This window comes from Snodgrassella sp. B3837 (assembly GCF_026535955.1).
Taxonomy (GTDB): domain Bacteria; phylum Pseudomonadota; class Gammaproteobacteria; order Burkholderiales; family Neisseriaceae; genus Snodgrassella; species Snodgrassella alvi_E.
Genome location: NZ_JAFNPI010000011.1, coordinates 164,757 through 183,484 on the forward strand (window position 1 = coordinate 164,757; position 18,728 = coordinate 183,484).

The window sequence follows — 18,728 nt, forward strand, 5'->3', positions numbered from 1 at the left end:
AGATGAAGGATATTTTCGCTGATATGGGCAAAATAGAGTTAAGTATTCTGATTCCGGTATTCAATGTAGGAGTTTATCTACCTGAATTGCTGGAATCTTTATTGCCAAATTTGCCGGCTAATGTTGAAGTGATTTTTTATGATGATTGTTCGCAGGACGACTCGCTGGCTATTATCCGAAAATATCAGCAAATTTACCCAGATGCGTTTATTCGCGTGTTGTGTGGACAGGAAAATAAAGGTATTACGCAGGTACGCCAATGTCTCTTACATTCAACTCAAGCTGAGTATATTTGGTTTATTGATTCGGATGATAAGGTTGAATCGCTAGCTGTCCAACAGATTATGGGTATTTTGAAACAATACCGTCCAGATGTACTTCTATTTGATTATGATGTATTTTTTGATAATACTGGTAAGTTAAAATCGAAGGAGCATTTATCGATTGCTCCGACCAATACTTTACTGCATCAGAAAAATGGAAACTTGTTCCATCTTGCTATTATGGATGGGAAACATTATTTCTGGAATAAAGTTTTCCGACGCCAGTTGGCGACAAAAGTTTGCCGTTTTACTATTCCTGCCTACGAAGATATTGCGAATACACCTAGTCTGCTGCATGAATGCCAAACTTATTTTTATTATCCGCAGGTTTTAGTGCATTATCGTATATGGCCAAATTCTATTGTGCAGAAAATGAGTCCAAAGCAGGTTTATGGTATCGAAGCTTATCTCACTCAAGCATTTTATGCTGAAACTATTGTAGGTGATGAGAAATGTTGTGCTTATTTGCTGTATAAGGCTCATTTGTACTATTTTCGTTTATGCCGGAAGCTTGCAAAAACAGCTATGCCAGAAAAAGAAAAAAAAGCAATTTTGCACAAGGCGGCTGAGCTTTTTGTCGTGAAACGTTTGTCAATTCGTACAACAATTTTGTTGTTGCTGCGTACTCATTTGTGGGATAAAGCGGCTAAATTGTTGTTGAAATCAGCTTTATTTGCCTTGACGCATAAATGAAGTTTTTTAAATAGCAATTATTCTCCCTGTTTTTACCCAGGTATGGATTAGTTGTTTTTCGTCGTCCCAGTTATGTCCGGTCCAGCCTTCACTAGTAAAGTTGTGAATATATACGGTATTTTTTGGGTACTGCTGGCAAATATAATCAATGGCAAGAAGTCCTGTACTAGGTTGACGGAAACCCAGTGAGTCGGCACAGTGGCGGTAAATGTTGCTTGGTATGGTGTTGATGAAATATTGATCCAATTGCGATTTTTTTATCCATTTGGGAAAACGCCATAGGTATTTTATGCGTTTATGCATAGGGATGTTCTGGTAGCGACTATAGAAAATATCTTTTTTACTATAGCGGAAAAATATTTGAGTTTCGGGTTTTAAAAATTGATGTTCGATTACCAGATGTCTAATCTGGGTGTAACCATTGGCAATGAATATCCAATCTGCTTTAAGTGTGCAGTTTGGATTGGGGTTGTTAAAGCGGACTACGATGTCATCATGCTGAATCAGGTGTGCTATGGAGTTTTGTTCGTCAGCATTACCAATAATGAAGAATTTACTGTGAGTCTGAACTGTTTTCATAGTGGTTTGTTATTATTGCCAATAATTTTTTAGCCAAGGAGCCGGTAAAATTTTACGGTACCATTTACCTCCGCCACCTTTGATGGCATCTGGAGGATTAACTTCGCCATGAAAAACGATGATTTTACCAAAATCAGGTTTTTCCGGTGCTTGCCATATTGCATAAGGCATTTTTTTTAATACATTGTACTTATAGCTCAGGCACCAGTTTTCTGGCCAATAGCTAAGTTGATGATGTTCACGCACATACCATGATAAAAAAGCCTGTTCATGGCGGAATTGTTGCCGAATTTGTTGAAAATGATTGCGAAAATAATCCATTAAATCTGGTATTGCACCAATTTGAAATCTATAAACAGAACTGTTGCCAACTTTGCGCCAAGGTTTTTTCCAGTCACGGATAATCCAGACTTCATCGGGACGGCTGGATGGCTGGGTGAAGAAGCAATCGATGTTATCGATGATAACGATATCTATATCTAAAAATAGGGCTGTGCCTTGTAAACCGAACAGGTTGGCACTAAAAGTGGTCAGTTTGTTCCAGCCGCGTTCTGGTAAGCCTGCAGGCAAGTTTAATGGTATCAGTGGATGGCATTGAATTGCAGGATGGATGCCGCTCGCGTCATCTGTCAGGCAAATCATGGTAAATGGCAGGGTCAGATTACGTTTTACCATGTGATATAGTCGGTTGACATATTCCGCGCCATATTTCTGCCCCCATTTCATACATAATATGTAATTTTGTGAAGCTTTGTTCATTGATTGCTGTATCAGGCGATTTTGAGGTTTGCAGTATAGCATTTTAGTATTTTGGGCTGCTTGATCTATTTGAGTTGAGTTAATTAAGAGCTGCTGTTTTTTAACTCTTTTGGTTGTTATATGTTTATTCGTAGGTTCAGGCTATTTTAATGCTAAACTTGTTATCCAGCTGCTAAGTTGTAATGGTTTTCTGTTAAGTTTAGGCTGTTGTGGAGGTGGATGGAAATGGATTCAAAAACTTGATTTGATGCAATGAATTTTTATGCATGGCTGGATGGTTTTTAATCTGTTTTACATATGTTTTATCCGGCTGTAACTAAGGATTGTAAATGAAGAAACTTTTATGGATATTGTTTAAGAGTAATCTGATTGTACGCATGTTAGTGTGTATGATTATTGGCGCGTTTATCGCGGCTTTTTTACCGCAATACGGGGTTAAACTGGAATTTCTTGGCAGGGTATTCATTCAGGCTTTGCGTGCTGCTGCACCTATTCTGGTTTTCGTACTGGTGATATCTTCGATTGTCAATAATAAGTTTGATAATGTTTCCAGTATTAAGTCGGTGGCTTGGCTGTATGCTATAACGGTGCTGATTTCTGCAATACTGGCTTCAACGGTGAGTTATTTGTATCCACTGCATTTGGTGATGGATGTGCCGCCGGCTTCCGAGAAACCGCCCGAAGGTGTAGCTGAGATTCTGATGAATATTATCCTTAAGTTTGTGGATAATCCGATCGATGCATTGGCTACTGGCAATTTCCTCAGTATCTTAGCATGGTCGACGGCATTGGGTATTGCTTTACGTCACAGTAGTGAAGCAACTAAATCGGTAATTAAAAACTGGTCTGATGCAACTATCTGGGTGGTACGGCTGGTGGTGGCCATTGCTCCTTACGGAGTTCTGGGTTTGGTGGCTTCGCATTTTACTAGTGATGGTCTGGCTAAATTAAAAAATTATCTTGAGTTGATTGGAGTATTACTTGGTTTGATGGTATTTGTGGCCTTGGTAATCAATCCACTGATTGTGTTTTTGAATTTCCGTAAAAATCCTTATCCACTGGTATTTACATGCCTGCGTTATAGTGGCATTACGGCGTTTTTTACTCGTAGTTCGGCCGCCAATATTCCAGTAAATATTCGTCTGGCTCAGCGTATGCAGTTGCCCGAAGAAATATACTCACTTTCTATTCCTTTGGGTGTAACGATGAGTATGAATGGTGCAGCAATTACAATTACGACGATGACGATGGCTACTGTGCATACTTTGGGTATGGATGTAAGCTTTATTCAAACATTATTGCTGAGTATTTTGGCTACAGTATGTGCACTTGGCGCTTCCGGTGTACCGGGAGGTTCATTACTGCTGATTCCAGTAGCGTGTAGTATGTTCGGAATTGATCCAGCCATTGCAGCTCAGGTTGTGGCCATTGGCTTTGTTATCAGCGAGATTCAGGATTCTGCCGAAACTGTTCTGAATTCTTCCAGTGATATGCTGTTTACTTCAGTGGTATCGTTGAAGCAGCAAGGTCGGGACCCTAGTAAAATTGAACTATTGCCAGAATAATTTGTTATCAGTTTTTTTTAAACCGCTGCATGTTTCCTGCAGTGGTTTTTTTGTATTTGAATTGAATATATTTGTAATTTGGTGAAGAACGGAATAACTTAGTCTCTGTTGTGTATTTTAAAGACGGGAAGTTTTATGGCGATACCTGTTTCAATTTTGAATCTGGTGCCGCGTCGAGACAATGGTACGGCAGCTTCGGCAATACGGAATATGTTGCGTCTGGCACAGGTAGCCGAACAGCTGGGGTTTGTACGCTACTGGATTGCTGAACATCATAATATGCCGATGGTGGTCAGTTCGGCGACACAGATATTGATCGGCCATACGCTGAGCCATACGCATCATATTCGTGTAGGCAGTGGCGGTGTGATGTTGCCTAACCATAGTCCGTTGCTGGTGGCTGAACAATATGGCACTCTAGCTACAATTTATCCGCACCGAGTTGATCTAGGGCTGGGGCGAGCGCCTGGAACAGACAGAGTAACCGCAGCTGCTCTGAGGCGCCAGTTGAACGATGTTTCGCTTAAATTTGCGGATGATGTGGTGCAGTTGCAACGTTATCTAGGTGATGAGCAACAGCAGGGGTTAGTAAAGGCTTATCCGGGTATGGGCACTCATATTCCCTTATATATATTGGGTTCTAGCACCGACAGTGCATATCTTGCAGCCAGTCTGGGTTTGCCTTATGTCTTTGCGGCGCATTTTGCTCCGCGTTTTCTGGATGAAGCAGCTGCTATTTACCGTGAGCGATTCCAGCCGTCTGCTCAACTGGCTGCACCTTTTTTTATGCTCTGTCTAAATCTGGTGGCGGCTGCTACTGATGATGAGGCTCTTTATTTACAAACGACGCAGTTGCAGTCTGTGCTGGGGCTGATTCGGAATAATCGGAAAGCGCTGCATCAGCCAGTACCGTCTATGGATGGTTTGTGGACAGCTGAAGAAGAAGCATACGTACGAAATTTTACCGCTTGTACTTTATTGGGCGCACCAGAAACAGTTAGGCAGCAGTTAGAAGGATATGTCTTGCGTTTGCAACCGGATGAAGTGATGGCAGTCAGCTATATTTATGATATGGATAAGTTGCTTGAGTCTTATAATATTTTTAAGACAGTGGCTGATAATGTTGGTTAAGTATGGTTTTGGGTAGGCTGAAAGATAGTATTTCGTAGCGAGTTATGATTCAGATGTGGCAAATTTTAGTCTAGTGTTGTGGCATTATTTGCCCCAAATCAAGTGTTATTTGATTATTTTTATCATTTGCCTTGGTATTTTTTGCTGTAATATTACAATTATTCTTAAAATGTAAGCGAAATCGGGAGTCTATGCATGAGCAACGATGTTATTAAGGTTTTTGTGGGTTGTGACCCGAATAACTGTGATCTGGAGCAGATGATGGTGGTGGATTACAGTATCCATAAACACACATCGCGGCCGGTAGAAATCGTCTGGATGCAATTAAGTCATGATCCGAACAGTCCGTGGTATTCTGATCCACAAACGGGTGCAGGCTGGCATACAGAAAAGTGGGCAACGCCATTTTCCGGTTTTCGCTGGGGGATCCCAGCCGCCTGTAATTATGAGGGACGCGCCATTTATATGGATGCGGATATGATTGTATTGGCTGATATAGCGGAATTGTGGGCACATCCGATTGAAGGCGAAGCGATTGTTGCGGCTAAAGAAGTACATGATCATGCTAAGGGTAAACGATTTACTCGATTGTGTACTTGTGTCTGGGATTGCGCCAAAGCTAAATCGATTTTGCCTGAGCTGGCTAGTTTGCGTGCTGACCCTGATTCGCATAAGAAAATGATGGCAAAGTTTAAGCAACATCCGGAATGGGTACAGGCTTATAAGGCGGCTTGGAATTGTGTCGATGGAGAAGGGATGCCGATTGAACAGATGAAAATTCTGCATTATTCAGATATGGGTACTCAGTTCAGTCATAAATACTCCATACCGCGTCTAGCCGCTGCTGGTCAGAAACATTGGTTTGACAGTGATATTTTGCCTCATCCGCGTAAGGATCTGGTTGAATTGTTTGATCAGTATTATCAGGAGGCGCTGGATGCTGGTTATAAACTGGAAAATTATGCTGTTAAGCCATTTGGTGCATTTCCGAAAGAGTCACAAGTTGGTTATGATGGTAATGAAGTGACGCGTCAGAAAAAACAGAAATCTTGGCTTTCGCGCGCATGGCACGGTCTGACCGGTCGCGCTTAAACAAATTATTTGAATAAATCTGGTCGTTTGCTGTCCCAGCTAGCGACCGTTTTTTTTGATAATTATATTTGTAAATTATGAGTAACTGTGAAAATTAGAATGACTGTTTAGTTGTTCCGATACTTGAAACGCATGTCTGGTATGGAATAGCCTTAAGCAAACTCTCAGGAAAAAATATATATGGAGTATAGCTACATTTCCAGTGGGTCGACATCTATTAGCCAACGTGTATGAGGGTTGCTTTTTTCCAGATGCAGGAGCCAATTTTGCCATAATGAAATGCTGCGGTGTAGGTCGCGCCGGTTTTTACTTTCTAGAAATACTTGTGCGCGTTCGTACCCAGCCAGTCGAGCCATCAGCATCGGTACTGGACCGAAGACATTGACATTGGCAGGTAAGGCATGCTGCTGCTCGATTCCTTGTTGTGCTTGCCGTAAAAGCTGTTGCGCCTCGTGCATGGTGTGAGCGTCTGCGCGGATGGCGGCCATATAACTAAATGGCGGCATGCCCAGCTCTTGTCTTTCTGCCAGTTCTGCCGTGGCGAAAGTTACATAATTCTGTGCCGCCAAAGCTTGGTACACTTTGTGTTCCGGCTGACGCGTTTGTACCCATACTTCACCAGTGCAGTCGGCTCTGCCGGCTCTGCCACTTACCTGCATTAATTCGGCAAATAAACGTTCAGGAGCACGGAAATCGGCGCTATAGAGACTGTTGTCTGCATTTAAAACCACCACTAGATTGAGATGGGGAAAGTCATGGCCTTTGGCCAGCATCTGGGTGCCGACCAATACATCTACTTCTTTACGCATAATGGTGTGATAGATTTCCGACCAGTCTTGTCGGTGAGCAGTGCTATCACGGTCTACCCGAAGAATGCGTGCACTAGGGAGTAGATGCTGCAGGTATTCTTCAATGCGCTGAGTGCCTTGTCCAACGGCGGTCAAGTCCTGATTGCCACATTCAGGGCAGGATGGGGGTATGGGCTGGTGAAAATCACAATGATGGCAGCGTAGCAGACCTGCATGCTGATGTAAAACCAGGTTGGCGGAGCAATTCGGGCAGCCGAAAGTATGACCGCAAGCATCGCAGAATAAAGCTGGGGCAAAACCCCTTCGGTTTAGGTAAACCATGCTTAAACCACCGCGAGCGACATTGGTTTGCAGTTTTTGCTTGATGATATCGCTGATACCATTATCCAGTGGTAAGCGGCGGATATCGAGTAAATGTATTTGTGGCAATTGGGCGTTGGAGTGTGCCCGCTCGCTCAGTTGCAGTAATTGGTAATCTCCGTGCCGCGTTTTATACCAGCTTTCTAATGACGGAGTGGCACTACCCAGTACCACTGGGCAAGCTGCCTGCCGCGCCCGCCAGACAGCCAGGTCACGTGCCTGATAGCGTAATTCACTTTCTTGTTTAAATGAATAATCGTGCTCTTCATCGACAACAATCAGGCCTAGATTAGGCATGGGGGTAAATATGGCCAGACGTGTACCGATGACCAGAGCTGCCTGCCCCAGAGCTGCCTGAAGATAGTTGGTGGTACGTTGTCCGGCTGCGGTCTGGCTGTGTAATACAGTAGTAACTGTATGTGGAAAACGCTGGCGTACCCGTTGCATAAGCTGCGGTGTGAGGTTGATTTCGGGCAGCAAAAACAGTACCTGTTTACCTTGCTGCATTATATTGGACATGATGTCGAAATAGACTTCGGTTTTACCACTGCCAGTAATGCCATACAATAGAAATGGGGCAAATTGTCCACATCTGGTTTGTACTTCTGCACTGGCTAGTTGCTGTTGCTGATTGAGCTGATGCCGGCTGGTCGGTATAGGTCCACAAGCCGGTATGTGACTGGCTTCTATCCAGTTTTGTTGTTGCCACTGTTTAAGATATTGTGATGCCTGAGTATGTATGGTTTTAAGCTGGTGCAGAGTGGCTGGAGCGGCTAATAGTCTCTGCCATAATGCATTTTGTTTATGATAACGAGCCGGAGGTGCTGGCTGGATGCGTCCAAGGGCATTGAGGCTGTAAATGTGTTCTTGTTTCGGTAATGGCACGGCTTGAGGCTGACGCAGACCTTTGGGTAGGGCCGCCATCACAGCTTGTCCAAGAGGATAATGATAATAGCGCGCAGTAAAGCTAAGTAGTGCACGCCAGTCTGCGGGCAATTGCCAGCCATCCGATAAAATGTTCTCAATGGGTCGTATTTTGCTAAGGTCTATTTCCGGCTGTATATCACTTTCCCATACTATGGCTGCTACCAATCGGTTGCGAAAGCGTACGGCTACCCTTGTTCCTGCCGGCAAGGTGGTTGGATGGGCGTATGTTAACAGTGGGTAGAGGGGCACATTCAGTGCCAGTTGATGGTAAATCAATGTAATCAGGAGTAAATGGGCAATGATTTGTTTATTGTAACTCAAAGTGGCTGGCTTTTACCGTGGGAGTGTTTATGAGATAATTCACTTAGTTAATATGGAGTAACTGAAAAATGACAATATTTGCAGCCAGCTTATTGTTGTGTCTGAAGCAGTTGTTGCTTTTGAACAGTTAATGACCATATGTATACCCGTTTCCAAGCGGGTTTTTTTATGCCTGTTGTTAAATGCTGAAAGTTAAATTATGGCTAATCCGCTTTTTCGCCAACATTTTATTTCGATAAATGATTTATCCACAGAGCAACTGGAGTTCTTACTGACGCTTGCGTTGCAGTTAAAGCGGCAGCCGCAGACTGAGTTGTTGAAGGGACGATTAATTGGTTCGTGTTTTTTTGAGCCTTCTACGCGAACACGGTTGTCGTTTGAGACGGCGATTCAACGGCTGGGAGGAAAAGTTATCGGTTTTGCTGATGGTGCCAATACCAGTGCCAAAAAGGGCGAAACTTTGGCTGATACGGCACGAATTATCAGTAATTATGCTGATGCAATCGTTATGCGCCATCCTAAAGACGGTGCAGCACGTGTTGTTAGTGAATTTGCTCATGTTCCCGTGATTAATGCTGGTGATGGTACTAATCAGCATCCGTCTCAAACTTTACTGGATTTAGTGACGATATACGAAACACAGGGAACCTTGCAGAATTTGAAGATTGCCATGATTGGTGATTTGAAATATGGGCGCACAGTACACTCACTGGCTCAGGCTCTGAGCCGCTGGGGCTGTGAGTTTATTTTTGTATCTCCTCCCACTCTGGCCATGCCAAATTATATCTGTGAGCAGCTGGACGAGGACGGGGTTGTCTGTCGCACATCAGATAATCTTGAGGAAGCGCTGGCTTGGGCTGATATTGTGTATATGACACGCATACAGCGGGAGCGGTTTGATGAGCAAGAATTTGCACGAATTAATGGTCATTTTAGTCTTTGTGCGGCTATGTTGAAGCAGGCAAAACCGAATATGCGAATTCTGCATCCTTTACCACGGGTAGATGAAATTCATGCGGATGTCGATGAGAGTATTCATGCTTATTATTTTCAGCAAGCGAATAATGGTATGTATGCGCGTCAGGCGATTTTGGCAGCAATTTTGAATGAAGAAACTGATGCGGACAGTGCACGAGGTTAAAGCAATGATGAATCAGACCAGATTAAGTATTGAGGCGATTAAAGACGGTACGGTAATTGATCACATTCCGGTAGGGCAGGGGCTGAATATTCTGCGCCAGTTCAAGTTGCTGCATTCCGGTAATGCGGTTACAGTGGGTTTTAATCTGAGTAGCCAGTCCAATGGCAGCAAAGATATCATTAAAATAGCTGGTCATTTTCTGGATGATGCAGCGGCTAACCGACTGGCTTTGTTTGCACCTCGAGCAACTGTCAATGATATTGAAAATTTTAAAGTGGTGCGTAAACGCATGCTCACGCTGCCAGAAGCCATTACTGAGGTTTTTTGCTGTCCGAACAGCAATTGTGCCAGCCATGGTGAACCGGTACAAAGCCGTTTTACAGTGCAGTTGAGCCATGGCGAAACCCGTTTACGCTGTCATTATTGTGAGAAAACCTTTGCGCGTGAATCTGTGATTGAAGCCTGATGACCTATAGTCCGAATGCTTCAGCATGAAAGCTGATATGGCTTTCGATAAATGTACTGACAAAATAATAACTGTGATCGTAATGTTCACGTAGGTGATAACGGATATCAGTTCCTTTGCTTTTAGCTGCTACTATGAAATCCTGAGGATGTAATTGTTCAGGGTAAAATTCATCTACACTACCTTGATCAATCAGAATGGGTAAGGATGGTGGGTATAGCTGAATAAGCTCAGTACTGTCGTAAGCTGCCCATTCAGCCTGATTATTGCCCAGATAAGTGCTAAATGCTTCTTTTCCCCATGCACTGTTCATGGGATGGGCAATGGGAGCAAATGCTGATGCAGCAAGATAGCGTTGTGGATTTTTCAGTGCAATCATTAATGCACCATGGCCGCCCATGCTGTGCCCACACAGGCTGCGCTGACTAGTAACAGGAAAATGCTTTTCGATAAGTACGGGTAGTTCTGTGACTACATAATCGTACATTTGATAATGCTGTGCCCAAGGTTGTTGAGTGGCATTGAGGTAGAAACCGGCACCCTGTCCCAGACTGTAACTATCGGTGTTGGCAACTTCTGCTCCGCGTGGGCTAGTATCGGGCATTACCAGAACGATGCCCCACTCTGCAGCAAAACGCTGGGCACCACTTTTGATGGAAAAATTTTCATCAGTGCAGGTAAGGCCAGCAAGACAATAGATTACGGGCAGCGCGTACCCTTGTAATGCACGTGATGGCAAATATATAGAAAAAGTCATGTTGCAGTGGTTGAAGTGGCTGTAATGTTGGTAGCGCCGTTGTTCGCCATTAAAAAGTTTATGTTTGTTCAGCAGTGTGATTTCAGTCATGGTAGCTTATCCGTTCTGCTCGTTGGATGAATATGATTTACCGCAGTATTATGATTAAAATTGAAACCATAGCAAGGTGTGGATTCAATAGTAAATCACGGTGCGGATAGATTCTCCGCTGTGCATTAGCTCAAACGCCTGATTGATGTCGGCTAGTGGCAAGGTATGGGTAATGAAAGGTGATAGCTCAATTTTGCCTTGCATGGCTTCTTCCACCATACGCGGAAGTTGTGATCGTCCTTTCACGCCGCCAAATGCAGAACCTTTCCAAATACGTCCGGTAACCAGCTGAAAAGGGCGCGTGGCGATTTCCTGTCCGGCACCAGCTACACCGATGATAATACTTTGCCCCCAGCCACGATGAGCACATTCTAGTGCTGCTCGCATTACGTCCACATTGCCGATGCATTCAAAGCTATGGTCCACACCCCATTCGGTGAGACGGATAATAACCTGCTGGATGGGCTCTTCATAATCATCAGGATTGATGCATTCGGTAGCGCCGAAATGTCTGGCTAGCGTGAATTTGGCCGGATTGGTATCAATGGCGATAATTCGTCCAGCACCAGCCTGCCGTGCCCCTTGAACCACAGCCAACCCAATACCACCCAGCCCGAATACGGCCACACTATCGCCTGCTTGTACTTTAGCCGTGTTGTGTACCGCACCAATGCCGGTGGTGACGCCGCAGCCGAGCAGACACACTTCTTCCGGTCTGGCGGCTGGATTGATTTTGGCCAATGAAACTTCCGCGACAACGGTATATTCACTAAATGTAGAACAGCCCATATAATGATAAATGGGTTGACCCTGATAGGTAAAACGTGTGGTGCCATCAGGCATCAGTCCTTTACCCTGAGTAGAGCGCACTGCGGTGCATAAATTGGTTTTGCCTGAGCGGCAAAATAAGCATTTACTACATTCAGCGGTATAGAGAGGAATCACATGGTCACCTGGTTTGACCGAAGTTACCCCTGCACCTACTTCTACCACAATACCAGCGCCTTCATGGCCTAGAATCGTCGGAAATACACCCTCTGGATCGGCACCCGACAAAGTAAAAGCATCGGTATGACAGACACCGGTATGGGTAATTCTGACGAGAACTTCTCCCGCTCTGGGCGGTGCAACATCTACTTCTACAATTTTTAATGCTTTACCCGGTGCGAAGGCCACGGCGGCACGAGATTTCATTCTTTATCCTCAGGGTTGATTATATTGAGAGTTTAGCTGAACCAGCCAAATGCTCTCAGTATAACAGCTATCTTATTTGTGATTGCTGCTATGGATGGTGAAATATAATCAGAAAAATGATGCAAGTATCCGTTAGAAATGTAGCTTTATTATGTTTGAGGTAATGCGTTGATGATGGTCAGGGTGTCCATCGGTATAATTTATTTGCTTTATTGAATGATGCGCTGTTTTTATGCATACAAATATTTGAATTGTATTGACATCGAATAAAAAGCGGGAAGACGGTTTAACAATTTTGCATTATTGTTTGTGTGCCTCTGGGCAGGCAGCAAACCGAGTGTATTTTGCAGCAATAACACAATGCTTGATAAACTTTGTTTGCACTAAGTAAACCGTCAATATGCATTTGGTGATCTAGGCCTATAAGATTTACTTGTCTGAATTAAATCGCATATGCCGTTAATCTGTCAGATGATGCCAGACTGGTACGCAGATAGGTGGTAATTCGGGGCAGCAGCCTAGTAAGCCACCGCCGAAATCACCATCTCGATGAAAATCACTGCCACAGCTGGCCAAAAATCCGAATTGTTGTGCCATTAAGGCATAGTTTAGACGGTCGTTGAGTCCGGAACGGCCACTGTGTACTTCTATAGCTACTCCACCACAAGCTTTGAATTCACTGAACAGATTACGTCGTGCCGTGGCCGAAAGTTCATAACGCATGGGGTGAGCTATCACTGCAATGCCTCCTGCATGGCGAATGGCAGCAACAACCTCGGTCAGTTCTGCCCATTGGTGACGGACACTGCACGATTTACCATCGGCCAAATATTTGCGGAAAGCGTCTGCTTTTTTGTTTACATGGCCGCTATTAACCAGAAAATCAGCTATATGGGTGCGTGTTACCATGTCAATATTAGTGGCCTGTGCCAGTGTGCCTTCATAGGCACCCCTGATACCTTTTTTTTCCAGTTTACTGGCAATGGCCTGTAATCGTTGTAGCCGGCCGCTGCGTAGGCCCAGCAGCAAGGTTTGCAACAGCTCATCTTCGGGTGCAATATTCAGGCCGACGATGTGTATAGTTCGCCCGCGCCAGCTTACGGAAATTTCTACGCCATTGATTAATTGGATGCCACATAATTCTGCCTGTTTACGAGCTGCCGCCAGCCCGCCGGTGTGGTCGTGGTCAGTCAGCGCCAGCATCGTGCAACCGTTGGCATGTGCACGTTGAACGACTTCTTCTGGAGTCAGCACCCCATCGGAAATGGTTGAATGGCAATGTAAATCAATACTCATGAATAAATATTATTGGTCGCAAGAAGATGAGGTGAGTTGAGCCAGATGTGCCTCATAGTTGGCTTTTTCACGATAATAAATCTGCCAGACGCAGGCCTCGCCACAATCGCTGTTGCAGCACTCCCAGTCTTCCGGTGGTACTGGTGGTGTTAATGATGATAGCGTATTCATACCTGAGTGTTAATCACGTAGATTTCAGTGTTACCCACGCCGATACAGTCTCCGACGATAATTTTGGCCGTTTTACGTGTCTCTGGCTGCTGATTACGTTGAACCAAGCCTTCAGCAATCATTTGTTTGGCTCGGCCTCCACTTTCTGCCAGTCCGGTCAGTTTAAGTAAATCACATAAAGCTACATATGGATGTCCTGTTAAATCAAAATGCTGTTTCATGTGTGGTGCCTTTCAGTAAATGTATATTGTAGCGATTATCAGCATCAAGCAGTGTATTGTTTGATGTCAATGCTAAGTTAAAAGCATAAAATAGGGGCTTATTAAGCCGGAAATTTTTTGGAGATTTATTTGTGGATACCCTTTCCTGGTTATGTCAGCTTATTTCATTTGATACCACCAGTCGTCAGAGTAATTTAGCCTTGATTAATTATGTAGCAGATTATTTGGAAAGCCGGAAATTGTCGCCCTGGCTGGCACAAAATGTTGCTGGTGATAAAGCTAATCTGTTTGTAACGATCCCTGCCACAGATGGTCGTATTTCCGGTGGATTGATATTTTCAGGCCATACTGATGTGGTACCGGTAGATGGACAGAACTGGCTGTCAGACCCGTTTGTGGCCGATGTGCGGGATGGCTGTGTTTATGGCAGAGGCAGCAGTGACATGAAAGGTTTTATTGCCAGTGTGCTTGCTGCGGTGCCTGCCATGCAGACAGCGAGACTGAAAGCACCCTTGCATATTGCTTTGTCTTTTGATGAGGAGGTGGGATGTTTGGGTGCACCGGTGATGCTGGCAGAATTGGAGAGAAGGGGGCTACAGCCTGAGTCGTGTATTGTTGGCGAACCTACATCGATGCAGATGGTGGTGGCACATAAAGGAATTCATACATTCTGCTGCGAGGTACAGGGTAAAAACGCACATTCTTCACTGACTCCGGATGGAGTAAACGCAATTGAGTATGCCGCTCGTTTAATTGTCTTTATTAATCAGCTGGCTCAGCAATTGCAGCAACGTGCTGATTTGGATCATGCATTTGATGTTCCGTTTGCTACTGTTTCTACTGGCCTAATTCGTGGTGGTACAGCTATTAATATTGTACCTGATTACTGTGCTTTTGAATTTGATTACCGTAATCTTCCACATATGACAGTCGACGAACTAATTGAGCCTATCCGGCAATATATTTCGACCCAACTTTTGCCGGCTATGCGCAAAGTGGCGCCGGAAGCTGCTATCAAACTAAACCATGTCGTAAATGTTCCTCCTTTAAATGATGCAAATAATCATTACCTGCATAAGCTGATTGCTGGTCTTGTGGATGTTGAACAACAGGCTAAAGTAGCTTACGCTACTGAGGGGGGGCAGTTTCAAAATAGTGGTATCAATACCGTAGTGTGTGGTCCTGGCAGTATTACGGTGGCACACAAGGCTAACGAATATATTGAATTAGAGCAGCTTAGTCGCTGTGATGTTTTTCTACGCAAACTGATTCAGATACAAAGTATGTAAGCGCTATTAAAAGAGATATCTTAGGCCGATTCTGTATCAAGATGAGCACTTGTTAAAATAATTTGTCAGGAGATGTACGCTTTCCTGATTCACCACAGTGGATAAAGCTGCTCTGTTGTTCCGCGTATGTAGCTGCATATGCAATGCTACCAATGATTGTAATAATGGGAAAATCAAATGAAGACAAAAGATTTCGTGTCAGTAGGAATATTGTGTCTATCGCTGACCGTATCCAGTGTAACTGTACAGGCGAATGAAGTGAATATGTATATGGGGGCGATTACCATGAGCTATGCACGATTCAATTCTGCTCAGACCGTTGCAGATGCACGTAAGGCTTTAGCTAATATGCGTACGGCGGCCGTGGCTGCACGGGCACAAAAACCATCCGCTCTGGCCAAGGCGCCGACTAATAATCCGAAACTGAAAGTTTATCAGTCTGAAATAGATAGGTTGATTGCTGAAATTGATAAAACTGGTAAGTTGGTGAATGCCGGCAAACTGGCTGAAGCCAAAACCGAGGGCAGAAAAATTCTGCAGTTGCGAGATGAGGGGCATGCAGCCATGAAGCACTGAAATGACTGTGGATTATGCAGATGATATGTTAAAATTATAACGTTGTACCAAAATGCAAAAAGCCTGGTTCCGCCCCTTAAAAGCTAAAGAACCAGGAAACATAGACAAATAAACATTAATCGGTAGATGATGCTCAGTATTTTATTGCTATGCTGGCATCATCCGAAATTCGATAGGTAAGCTTTTTTCTGAAGCATTTTTTCAACCCCTTTTTACAATCGGATAAAATTGTAGTAATGAAAAAAATATACTTTATACAATAAATTTAGTGTTATTAAAATTTAACTACTTCATTATTGATTATAATACTCAATTTGCTACGTTGTCAGGTTTCATTAGGTAAATAATCGGTTTTCTGGGGTATTTTAGGCTAATGCTGAAAATTGCCGGTTCATCTTACCCAAAGGTGTTGTTTTTACGCCAATTGATATGGCAAATCCCAATAGAACCTGTATTCCGCCGATTATAAATTTCGCTGGCGGAAACAGGCGTAACATATACGCCTCCAGATGGCGGTTTACTGCCAAAAAAATAGTCATTAACACTGCCTTTCCTGATTATTCTACCAACACCGCTTTGCGCTTCCAGACGCATGTGGCGGCAGAAGAATGGCAAGGCTGGAAGACCGTTAATCAGAACCGGCAGGCATAATGCCTCCCTGCCATTGTCTACCATGGAAAAGGTATGTCAATGACTTGGTATACAGATTTAAAAAACCATTTATTGCAAAAATTCAATGGTTTATCTGTCTGATAAAACAGCCTTCCAGAGCTGGCCGTACTATTGAATACGGCTCGGCCATCATACTGTCGGATATTTATATTTGTCAAGAATGTGTTAAATAAATATTATGATTTACTAATTAATGTAATTATAGATTGAGCAGACTGACTAATGTAAAAAAATAATATGAATAATATAAATATTTATATTATTTGATTATTATGTATTGCTGTTTGCATAATAGTGAATGTTATTATATAAATATAGCTGAAATATGCTAAAAATTTAAAATTAAAATTTTTATCTAAATCTGCATAAAAAAATTCACTTTATGAGCAATTTTATATTGGCTTTATGATCCATACTGGTTTTTTATTTTGATACTCCTTGTGTAAATGCTGATTGGATATATTAATAATTAAAATGAATCTTCTATACGCTTAGATTTAAGCGATAGTTTGCAGAATTTTTTTATTAGCTCAAGTTTTTGCATGTAATTGATTTACAGTTGATTAGCATGCTGCTACGGTAGAATTAATTTTAGCGCTTAGGATAAAGATTGCTGCTGATTTTATATTTTATATCTGGCCAGATTTTACATATTATAAGCAGCTTATCAGGCATAGACCTGATAAGCTAATTGAATATAGTAGCTTGAATTTACGGGTATTAGTTGAGGGAAAGATTAGAATGATGATTTTAAAATTTGAGTTGGTGGCTGTTAGTACTTAATATTTTATTATCATATTTTTAGCCAAAATATTTTATTTTCCAATTCTAATATCCAGATAGTGGCAAATTATAACGAAAAGTTTTTGTTTGCTACAAAGTTACTAATCTTCTGCCAGCGCGTAAATTTCATCTAGATTGCGCCATTTTCCTTCAGCATCCATGCCATAGCCAAAGACGTAACGGTTGGGGACATCCAGTCCGACAAAATCAGCAGTAATCGGCTTGTCTTTATCAATCAGTTTATTGGCAAATACAGCGGTGGCGCAGCTGGCTGCACCCATTTCCAGTATCTGTTTTTTAACGGCTGCTAGTGTATGCCCTTCATCAAGAATATCATCCAGTACCAGTATATGGCGTCCAACTACGGCGTTTTGTGGTGCTCTCAGCCACTGATAGTTACCACCATGCAGTTTATCGCCATAACGTGAAATATGAATATAGTCAAAATCCAATGGAAAACGCAGTAATGGCAATAATTTCCCAGTAAATACTACTGCGCCACCCATTACCGGTAATACCAGTGGATATTTGTCACTGAGTGCAGCTGTGATGTCCGCAGCCATCTGTTCCAGTTTCGTTTCACAGGTGTTGCGGTCAAACAGCAGCTCTGCTGTATCTAGCATGGCCTGTGTTTCAGCGCGTTTGGCGGTTAAATCAATTATGCTCATCGGTGGTGTCCGTGTCTGTGCGTAAAAAACCGTTTGGGTTCTGTTGCTGGTCGGTTGTCGGTTATAGACACAGCATAGAAGCAGACGGTGTAGGCTAAGGTTTATTTGGGTAAATTTGTGCTGTATCAATTGAGGGAAATAGCACTATGGTAGAGTTAAATTCGCGATTGTAAGCAAAATGAAGCGTAAATTATCCCAAAAATTTATTCAGCGAAGGCAAATTTTATGCCAATTTCCGCTACATTTGGCAGGGAGGAACTGGTATTGCAGGCTAAGTTGATGGTTTATTAATAGAATTTATTTGTAGTGTTTGTTTAAAAGCATCGTTGAGATGCGCTGAATAATGCGCATCTCAACGATGCTGAATTAAGAATCACGCTGGGCGCAGATAATGAATCTGCTGGTTGCTACTTCCACGCCAAATTAATGCTGGATCTCGCAGTTCCTTTATGAATTTACCATCAACCAAGGTGTTTATTTCTGCTACCACCTGTTGTTGCGCTACTGATAGTTCTGCCAGTGTGTAGCCGGTCCAAAGCCAGATGTCTTTATGCTCTGTTTCCTGCCGCACTCGCTTCACCAGATGCAAAATAGCGCTAAGGTTATGTGGATGCAGTGGGTCGCCACCGCTGAGTGACAGTCCCTGCCGGATAATACGTGTGTCGTTAAGATCGCTGATGATGCGGTCTTCCAACTGCTGGTCAAATGGCTTGCCAGAGTCGGTTCGCCATGTGGTTGCGTTATAGCAGCCGCGGCATTTATGTTCGCAGCCAGCAACAAATAAGGTGCAGCGCGTACCAGGACCGTTGACGACATCTACCGGATAGTACTGATGGTAATTCATG

The 18,728-nt window shown here is 43.3% G+C and carries 19 protein-coding genes; 9 read left to right on the forward strand and 10 right to left on the reverse strand.

Translation table 11 applies throughout. From position 1 onward, the window contains the following. Nucleotides 1-23: 23 nt before the first annotated feature. Nucleotides 24-1,016: a glycosyltransferase family 2 protein gene (locus J3U67_RS04795; protein WP_267390830.1), complete on the forward strand. Its 993-nt coding sequence runs from the start codon at nucleotides 24-26 to the stop codon at nucleotides 1,014-1,016. 6 nt (nucleotides 1,017-1,022) lie between these two features. Here the strand turns inward: J3U67_RS04795 and J3U67_RS04800 are convergent, their stop codons facing one another. Continuing rightward, entirely contained in the window at nucleotides 1,023-1,595 is a 573-nt protein-coding gene (locus tag J3U67_RS04800; protein ID WP_267390829.1) for a hypothetical protein, read from the reverse strand. A gap of 12 nt (nucleotides 1,596-1,607) precedes the next feature. Then, nucleotides 1,608-2,354, reverse strand: coding sequence for a hypothetical protein (locus tag J3U67_RS04805; RefSeq protein WP_267390828.1), 747 nt, complete (start codon nucleotides 2,352-2,354; stop codon nucleotides 1,608-1,610). A gap of 329 nt (nucleotides 2,355-2,683) precedes the next feature. On the opposite strand from J3U67_RS04805, the gene sstT reads away from it, so the two are divergent. From sstT to J3U67_RS04820, 3 genes are all read left to right on the forward strand, one after another. Continuing rightward, complete coding sequence (gene sstT / locus J3U67_RS04810) at nucleotides 2,684-3,919, forward strand: serine/threonine transporter SstT (RefSeq protein WP_267390827.1); 1,236 nt, start codon at nucleotides 2,684-2,686, stop codon at nucleotides 3,917-3,919. 135 nt (nucleotides 3,920-4,054) lie between these two features. Further along, nucleotides 4,055-5,050 (forward strand): LLM class flavin-dependent oxidoreductase, encoded by a 996-nt coding sequence (locus tag J3U67_RS04815; RefSeq protein ID WP_267390826.1) that lies wholly within the window; start codon nucleotides 4,055-4,057, stop codon nucleotides 5,048-5,050. Nucleotides 5,051-5,245: 195 nt separating this feature from the next. Further along, nucleotides 5,246-6,142 carry a glycosyl transferase gene (locus tag J3U67_RS04820; protein ID WP_267390825.1) on the forward strand — a complete coding sequence of 299 codons (897 nt, stop codon included), beginning with the start codon at nucleotides 5,246-5,248 and terminating at the stop codon, nucleotides 6,140-6,142. A 191-nt stretch (nucleotides 6,143-6,333) separates the two neighbouring features. Here J3U67_RS04820 and J3U67_RS04825 read toward each other — a convergent pair whose 3' ends face one another. After that, complete coding sequence (locus J3U67_RS04825; RefSeq protein ID WP_267391031.1) at nucleotides 6,334-8,514, reverse strand: primosomal protein N'; 2,181 nt, start codon at nucleotides 8,512-8,514, stop codon at nucleotides 6,334-6,336. Between the two features lie 244 nt (nucleotides 8,515-8,758). On the opposite strand from J3U67_RS04825, the gene pyrB reads away from it, so the two are divergent. After that, a complete protein-coding gene (gene pyrB / locus J3U67_RS04830; RefSeq protein WP_267390824.1) occupies nucleotides 8,759-9,700 on the forward strand; it encodes an aspartate carbamoyltransferase in 942 nt (313 codons plus the stop codon). 7 nt (nucleotides 9,701-9,707) lie between these two features. Continuing rightward, a complete protein-coding gene (pyrI, locus tag J3U67_RS04835) occupies nucleotides 9,708-10,166 on the forward strand; it encodes an aspartate carbamoyltransferase regulatory subunit (protein ID WP_267391030.1) in 459 nt (152 codons plus the stop codon). A gap of 4 nt (nucleotides 10,167-10,170) precedes the next feature. Here pyrI and fghA read toward each other — a convergent pair whose 3' ends face one another. From fghA to J3U67_RS04860, 5 genes are all read right to left on the reverse strand, one after another. Further along, complete coding sequence (gene fghA / locus J3U67_RS04840; protein WP_323811352.1) at nucleotides 10,171-11,013, reverse strand: S-formylglutathione hydrolase; 843 nt, start codon at nucleotides 11,011-11,013, stop codon at nucleotides 10,171-10,173. A gap of 84 nt (nucleotides 11,014-11,097) precedes the next feature. Further along, entirely contained in the window at nucleotides 11,098-12,207 is a 1,110-nt protein-coding gene (locus J3U67_RS04845; protein WP_267390823.1) for an S-(hydroxymethyl)glutathione dehydrogenase/class III alcohol dehydrogenase, read from the reverse strand. A 459-nt stretch (nucleotides 12,208-12,666) separates the two neighbouring features. After that, on the reverse strand, nucleotides 12,667-13,503 hold the full coding sequence (locus J3U67_RS04850; RefSeq protein WP_267390822.1) for a PHP domain-containing protein: 837 nt from the start codon (nucleotides 13,501-13,503) through the stop codon (nucleotides 12,667-12,669). Between the two features lie 9 nt (nucleotides 13,504-13,512). Further along, nucleotides 13,513-13,674: an oxidoreductase-like domain-containing protein gene (locus J3U67_RS04855; protein WP_100141167.1), complete on the reverse strand. Its 162-nt coding sequence runs from the start codon at nucleotides 13,672-13,674 to the stop codon at nucleotides 13,513-13,515. Next, a complete protein-coding gene (locus J3U67_RS04860; RefSeq protein ID WP_267390821.1) occupies nucleotides 13,671-13,895 on the reverse strand; it encodes an RNA-binding S4 domain-containing protein in 225 nt (74 codons plus the stop codon). Before J3U67_RS04860 ends, J3U67_RS04855 begins: the two co-directional genes overlap by 4 nt. Before the next feature lie 131 nt (nucleotides 13,896-14,026). Between J3U67_RS04860 and argE the strand changes: the two genes are divergently transcribed. From argE to J3U67_RS04875, 3 genes are all read left to right on the forward strand, one after another. Beyond that, nucleotides 14,027-15,184, forward strand: a complete 1,158-nt coding sequence (argE, locus tag J3U67_RS04865) for an acetylornithine deacetylase (RefSeq protein ID WP_267390820.1) — start codon at nucleotides 14,027-14,029, stop codon at nucleotides 15,182-15,184. A 177-nt stretch (nucleotides 15,185-15,361) separates the two neighbouring features. Then, a complete protein-coding gene (locus J3U67_RS04870) occupies nucleotides 15,362-15,760 on the forward strand; it encodes a cytochrome b562 (RefSeq protein WP_267404049.1) in 399 nt (132 codons plus the stop codon). 429 nt (nucleotides 15,761-16,189) lie between these two features. Continuing rightward, complete coding sequence (locus J3U67_RS04875) at nucleotides 16,190-16,411, forward strand: hypothetical protein (protein ID WP_267390818.1); 222 nt, start codon at nucleotides 16,190-16,192, stop codon at nucleotides 16,409-16,411. 905 nt (nucleotides 16,412-17,316) lie between these two features. Here the strand turns inward: J3U67_RS04875 and J3U67_RS04880 are convergent. Further along, entirely contained in the window at nucleotides 17,317-17,877 is a 561-nt protein-coding gene (locus tag J3U67_RS04880; RefSeq protein WP_267391028.1) for a hypoxanthine-guanine phosphoribosyltransferase, read from the reverse strand. A gap of 379 nt (nucleotides 17,878-18,256) precedes the next feature. Next, on the reverse strand, nucleotides 18,257-18,727 hold the full coding sequence (gene nrdG, locus J3U67_RS04885; protein ID WP_267390817.1) for an anaerobic ribonucleoside-triphosphate reductase-activating protein: 471 nt from the start codon (nucleotides 18,725-18,727) through the stop codon (nucleotides 18,257-18,259). Nucleotide 18,728 lies beyond the last annotated feature (1 nt).

Bases quoted from the DNA above. Each gene is read 5' to 3' on its own strand.
- J3U67_RS04795 (WP_267390830.1), top strand. From the start codon at position 24: ATGGGCAAAATAGAGTTAAGTATTCTGATTCCGGTATTCAATGTAGGA.
- J3U67_RS04800 (WP_267390829.1), bottom strand. From the start codon at position 1,595: ATGAAAACAGTTCAGACTCACAGTAAATTCTTCATTATTGGTAATGCT.
- J3U67_RS04805 (WP_267390828.1), bottom strand. From the start codon at position 2,354: ATGAACAAAGCTTCACAAAATTACATATTATGTATGAAATGGGGGCAG.
- sstT (WP_267390827.1), top strand. From the start codon at position 2,684: ATGAAGAAACTTTTATGGATATTGTTTAAGAGTAATCTGATTGTACGC.
- J3U67_RS04815 (WP_267390826.1), top strand. From the start codon at position 4,055: ATGGCGATACCTGTTTCAATTTTGAATCTGGTGCCGCGTCGAGACAAT.
- J3U67_RS04820 (WP_267390825.1), top strand. From the start codon at position 5,246: ATGAGCAACGATGTTATTAAGGTTTTTGTGGGTTGTGACCCGAATAAC.
- pyrB (WP_267390824.1), top strand. From the start codon at position 8,759: ATGGCTAATCCGCTTTTTCGCCAACATTTTATTTCGATAAATGATTTA.
- pyrI (WP_267391030.1), top strand. From the start codon at position 9,708: ATGAATCAGACCAGATTAAGTATTGAGGCGATTAAAGACGGTACGGTA.
- fghA (WP_323811352.1), bottom strand. From the start codon at position 11,013: ATGACTGAAATCACACTGCTGAACAAACATAAACTTTTTAATGGCGAA.
- J3U67_RS04845 (WP_267390823.1), bottom strand. From the start codon at position 12,207: ATGAAATCTCGTGCCGCCGTGGCCTTCGCACCGGGTAAAGCATTAAAA.
- J3U67_RS04850 (WP_267390822.1), bottom strand. From the start codon at position 13,503: ATGAGTATTGATTTACATTGCCATTCAACCATTTCCGATGGGGTGCTG.
- J3U67_RS04855 (WP_100141167.1), bottom strand. From the start codon at position 13,674: ATGAATACGCTATCATCATTAACACCACCAGTACCACCGGAAGACTGG.
- J3U67_RS04860 (WP_267390821.1), bottom strand. From the start codon at position 13,895: ATGAAACAGCATTTTGATTTAACAGGACATCCATATGTAGCTTTATGT.
- J3U67_RS04870 (WP_267404049.1), top strand. From the start codon at position 15,362: ATGAAGACAAAAGATTTCGTGTCAGTAGGAATATTGTGTCTATCGCTG.
- J3U67_RS04875 (WP_267390818.1), top strand. From the start codon at position 16,190: ATGGCAAATCCCAATAGAACCTGTATTCCGCCGATTATAAATTTCGCT.
- nrdG (WP_267390817.1), bottom strand. From the start codon at position 18,727: ATGAATTACCATCAGTACTATCCGGTAGATGTCGTCAACGGTCCTGGT.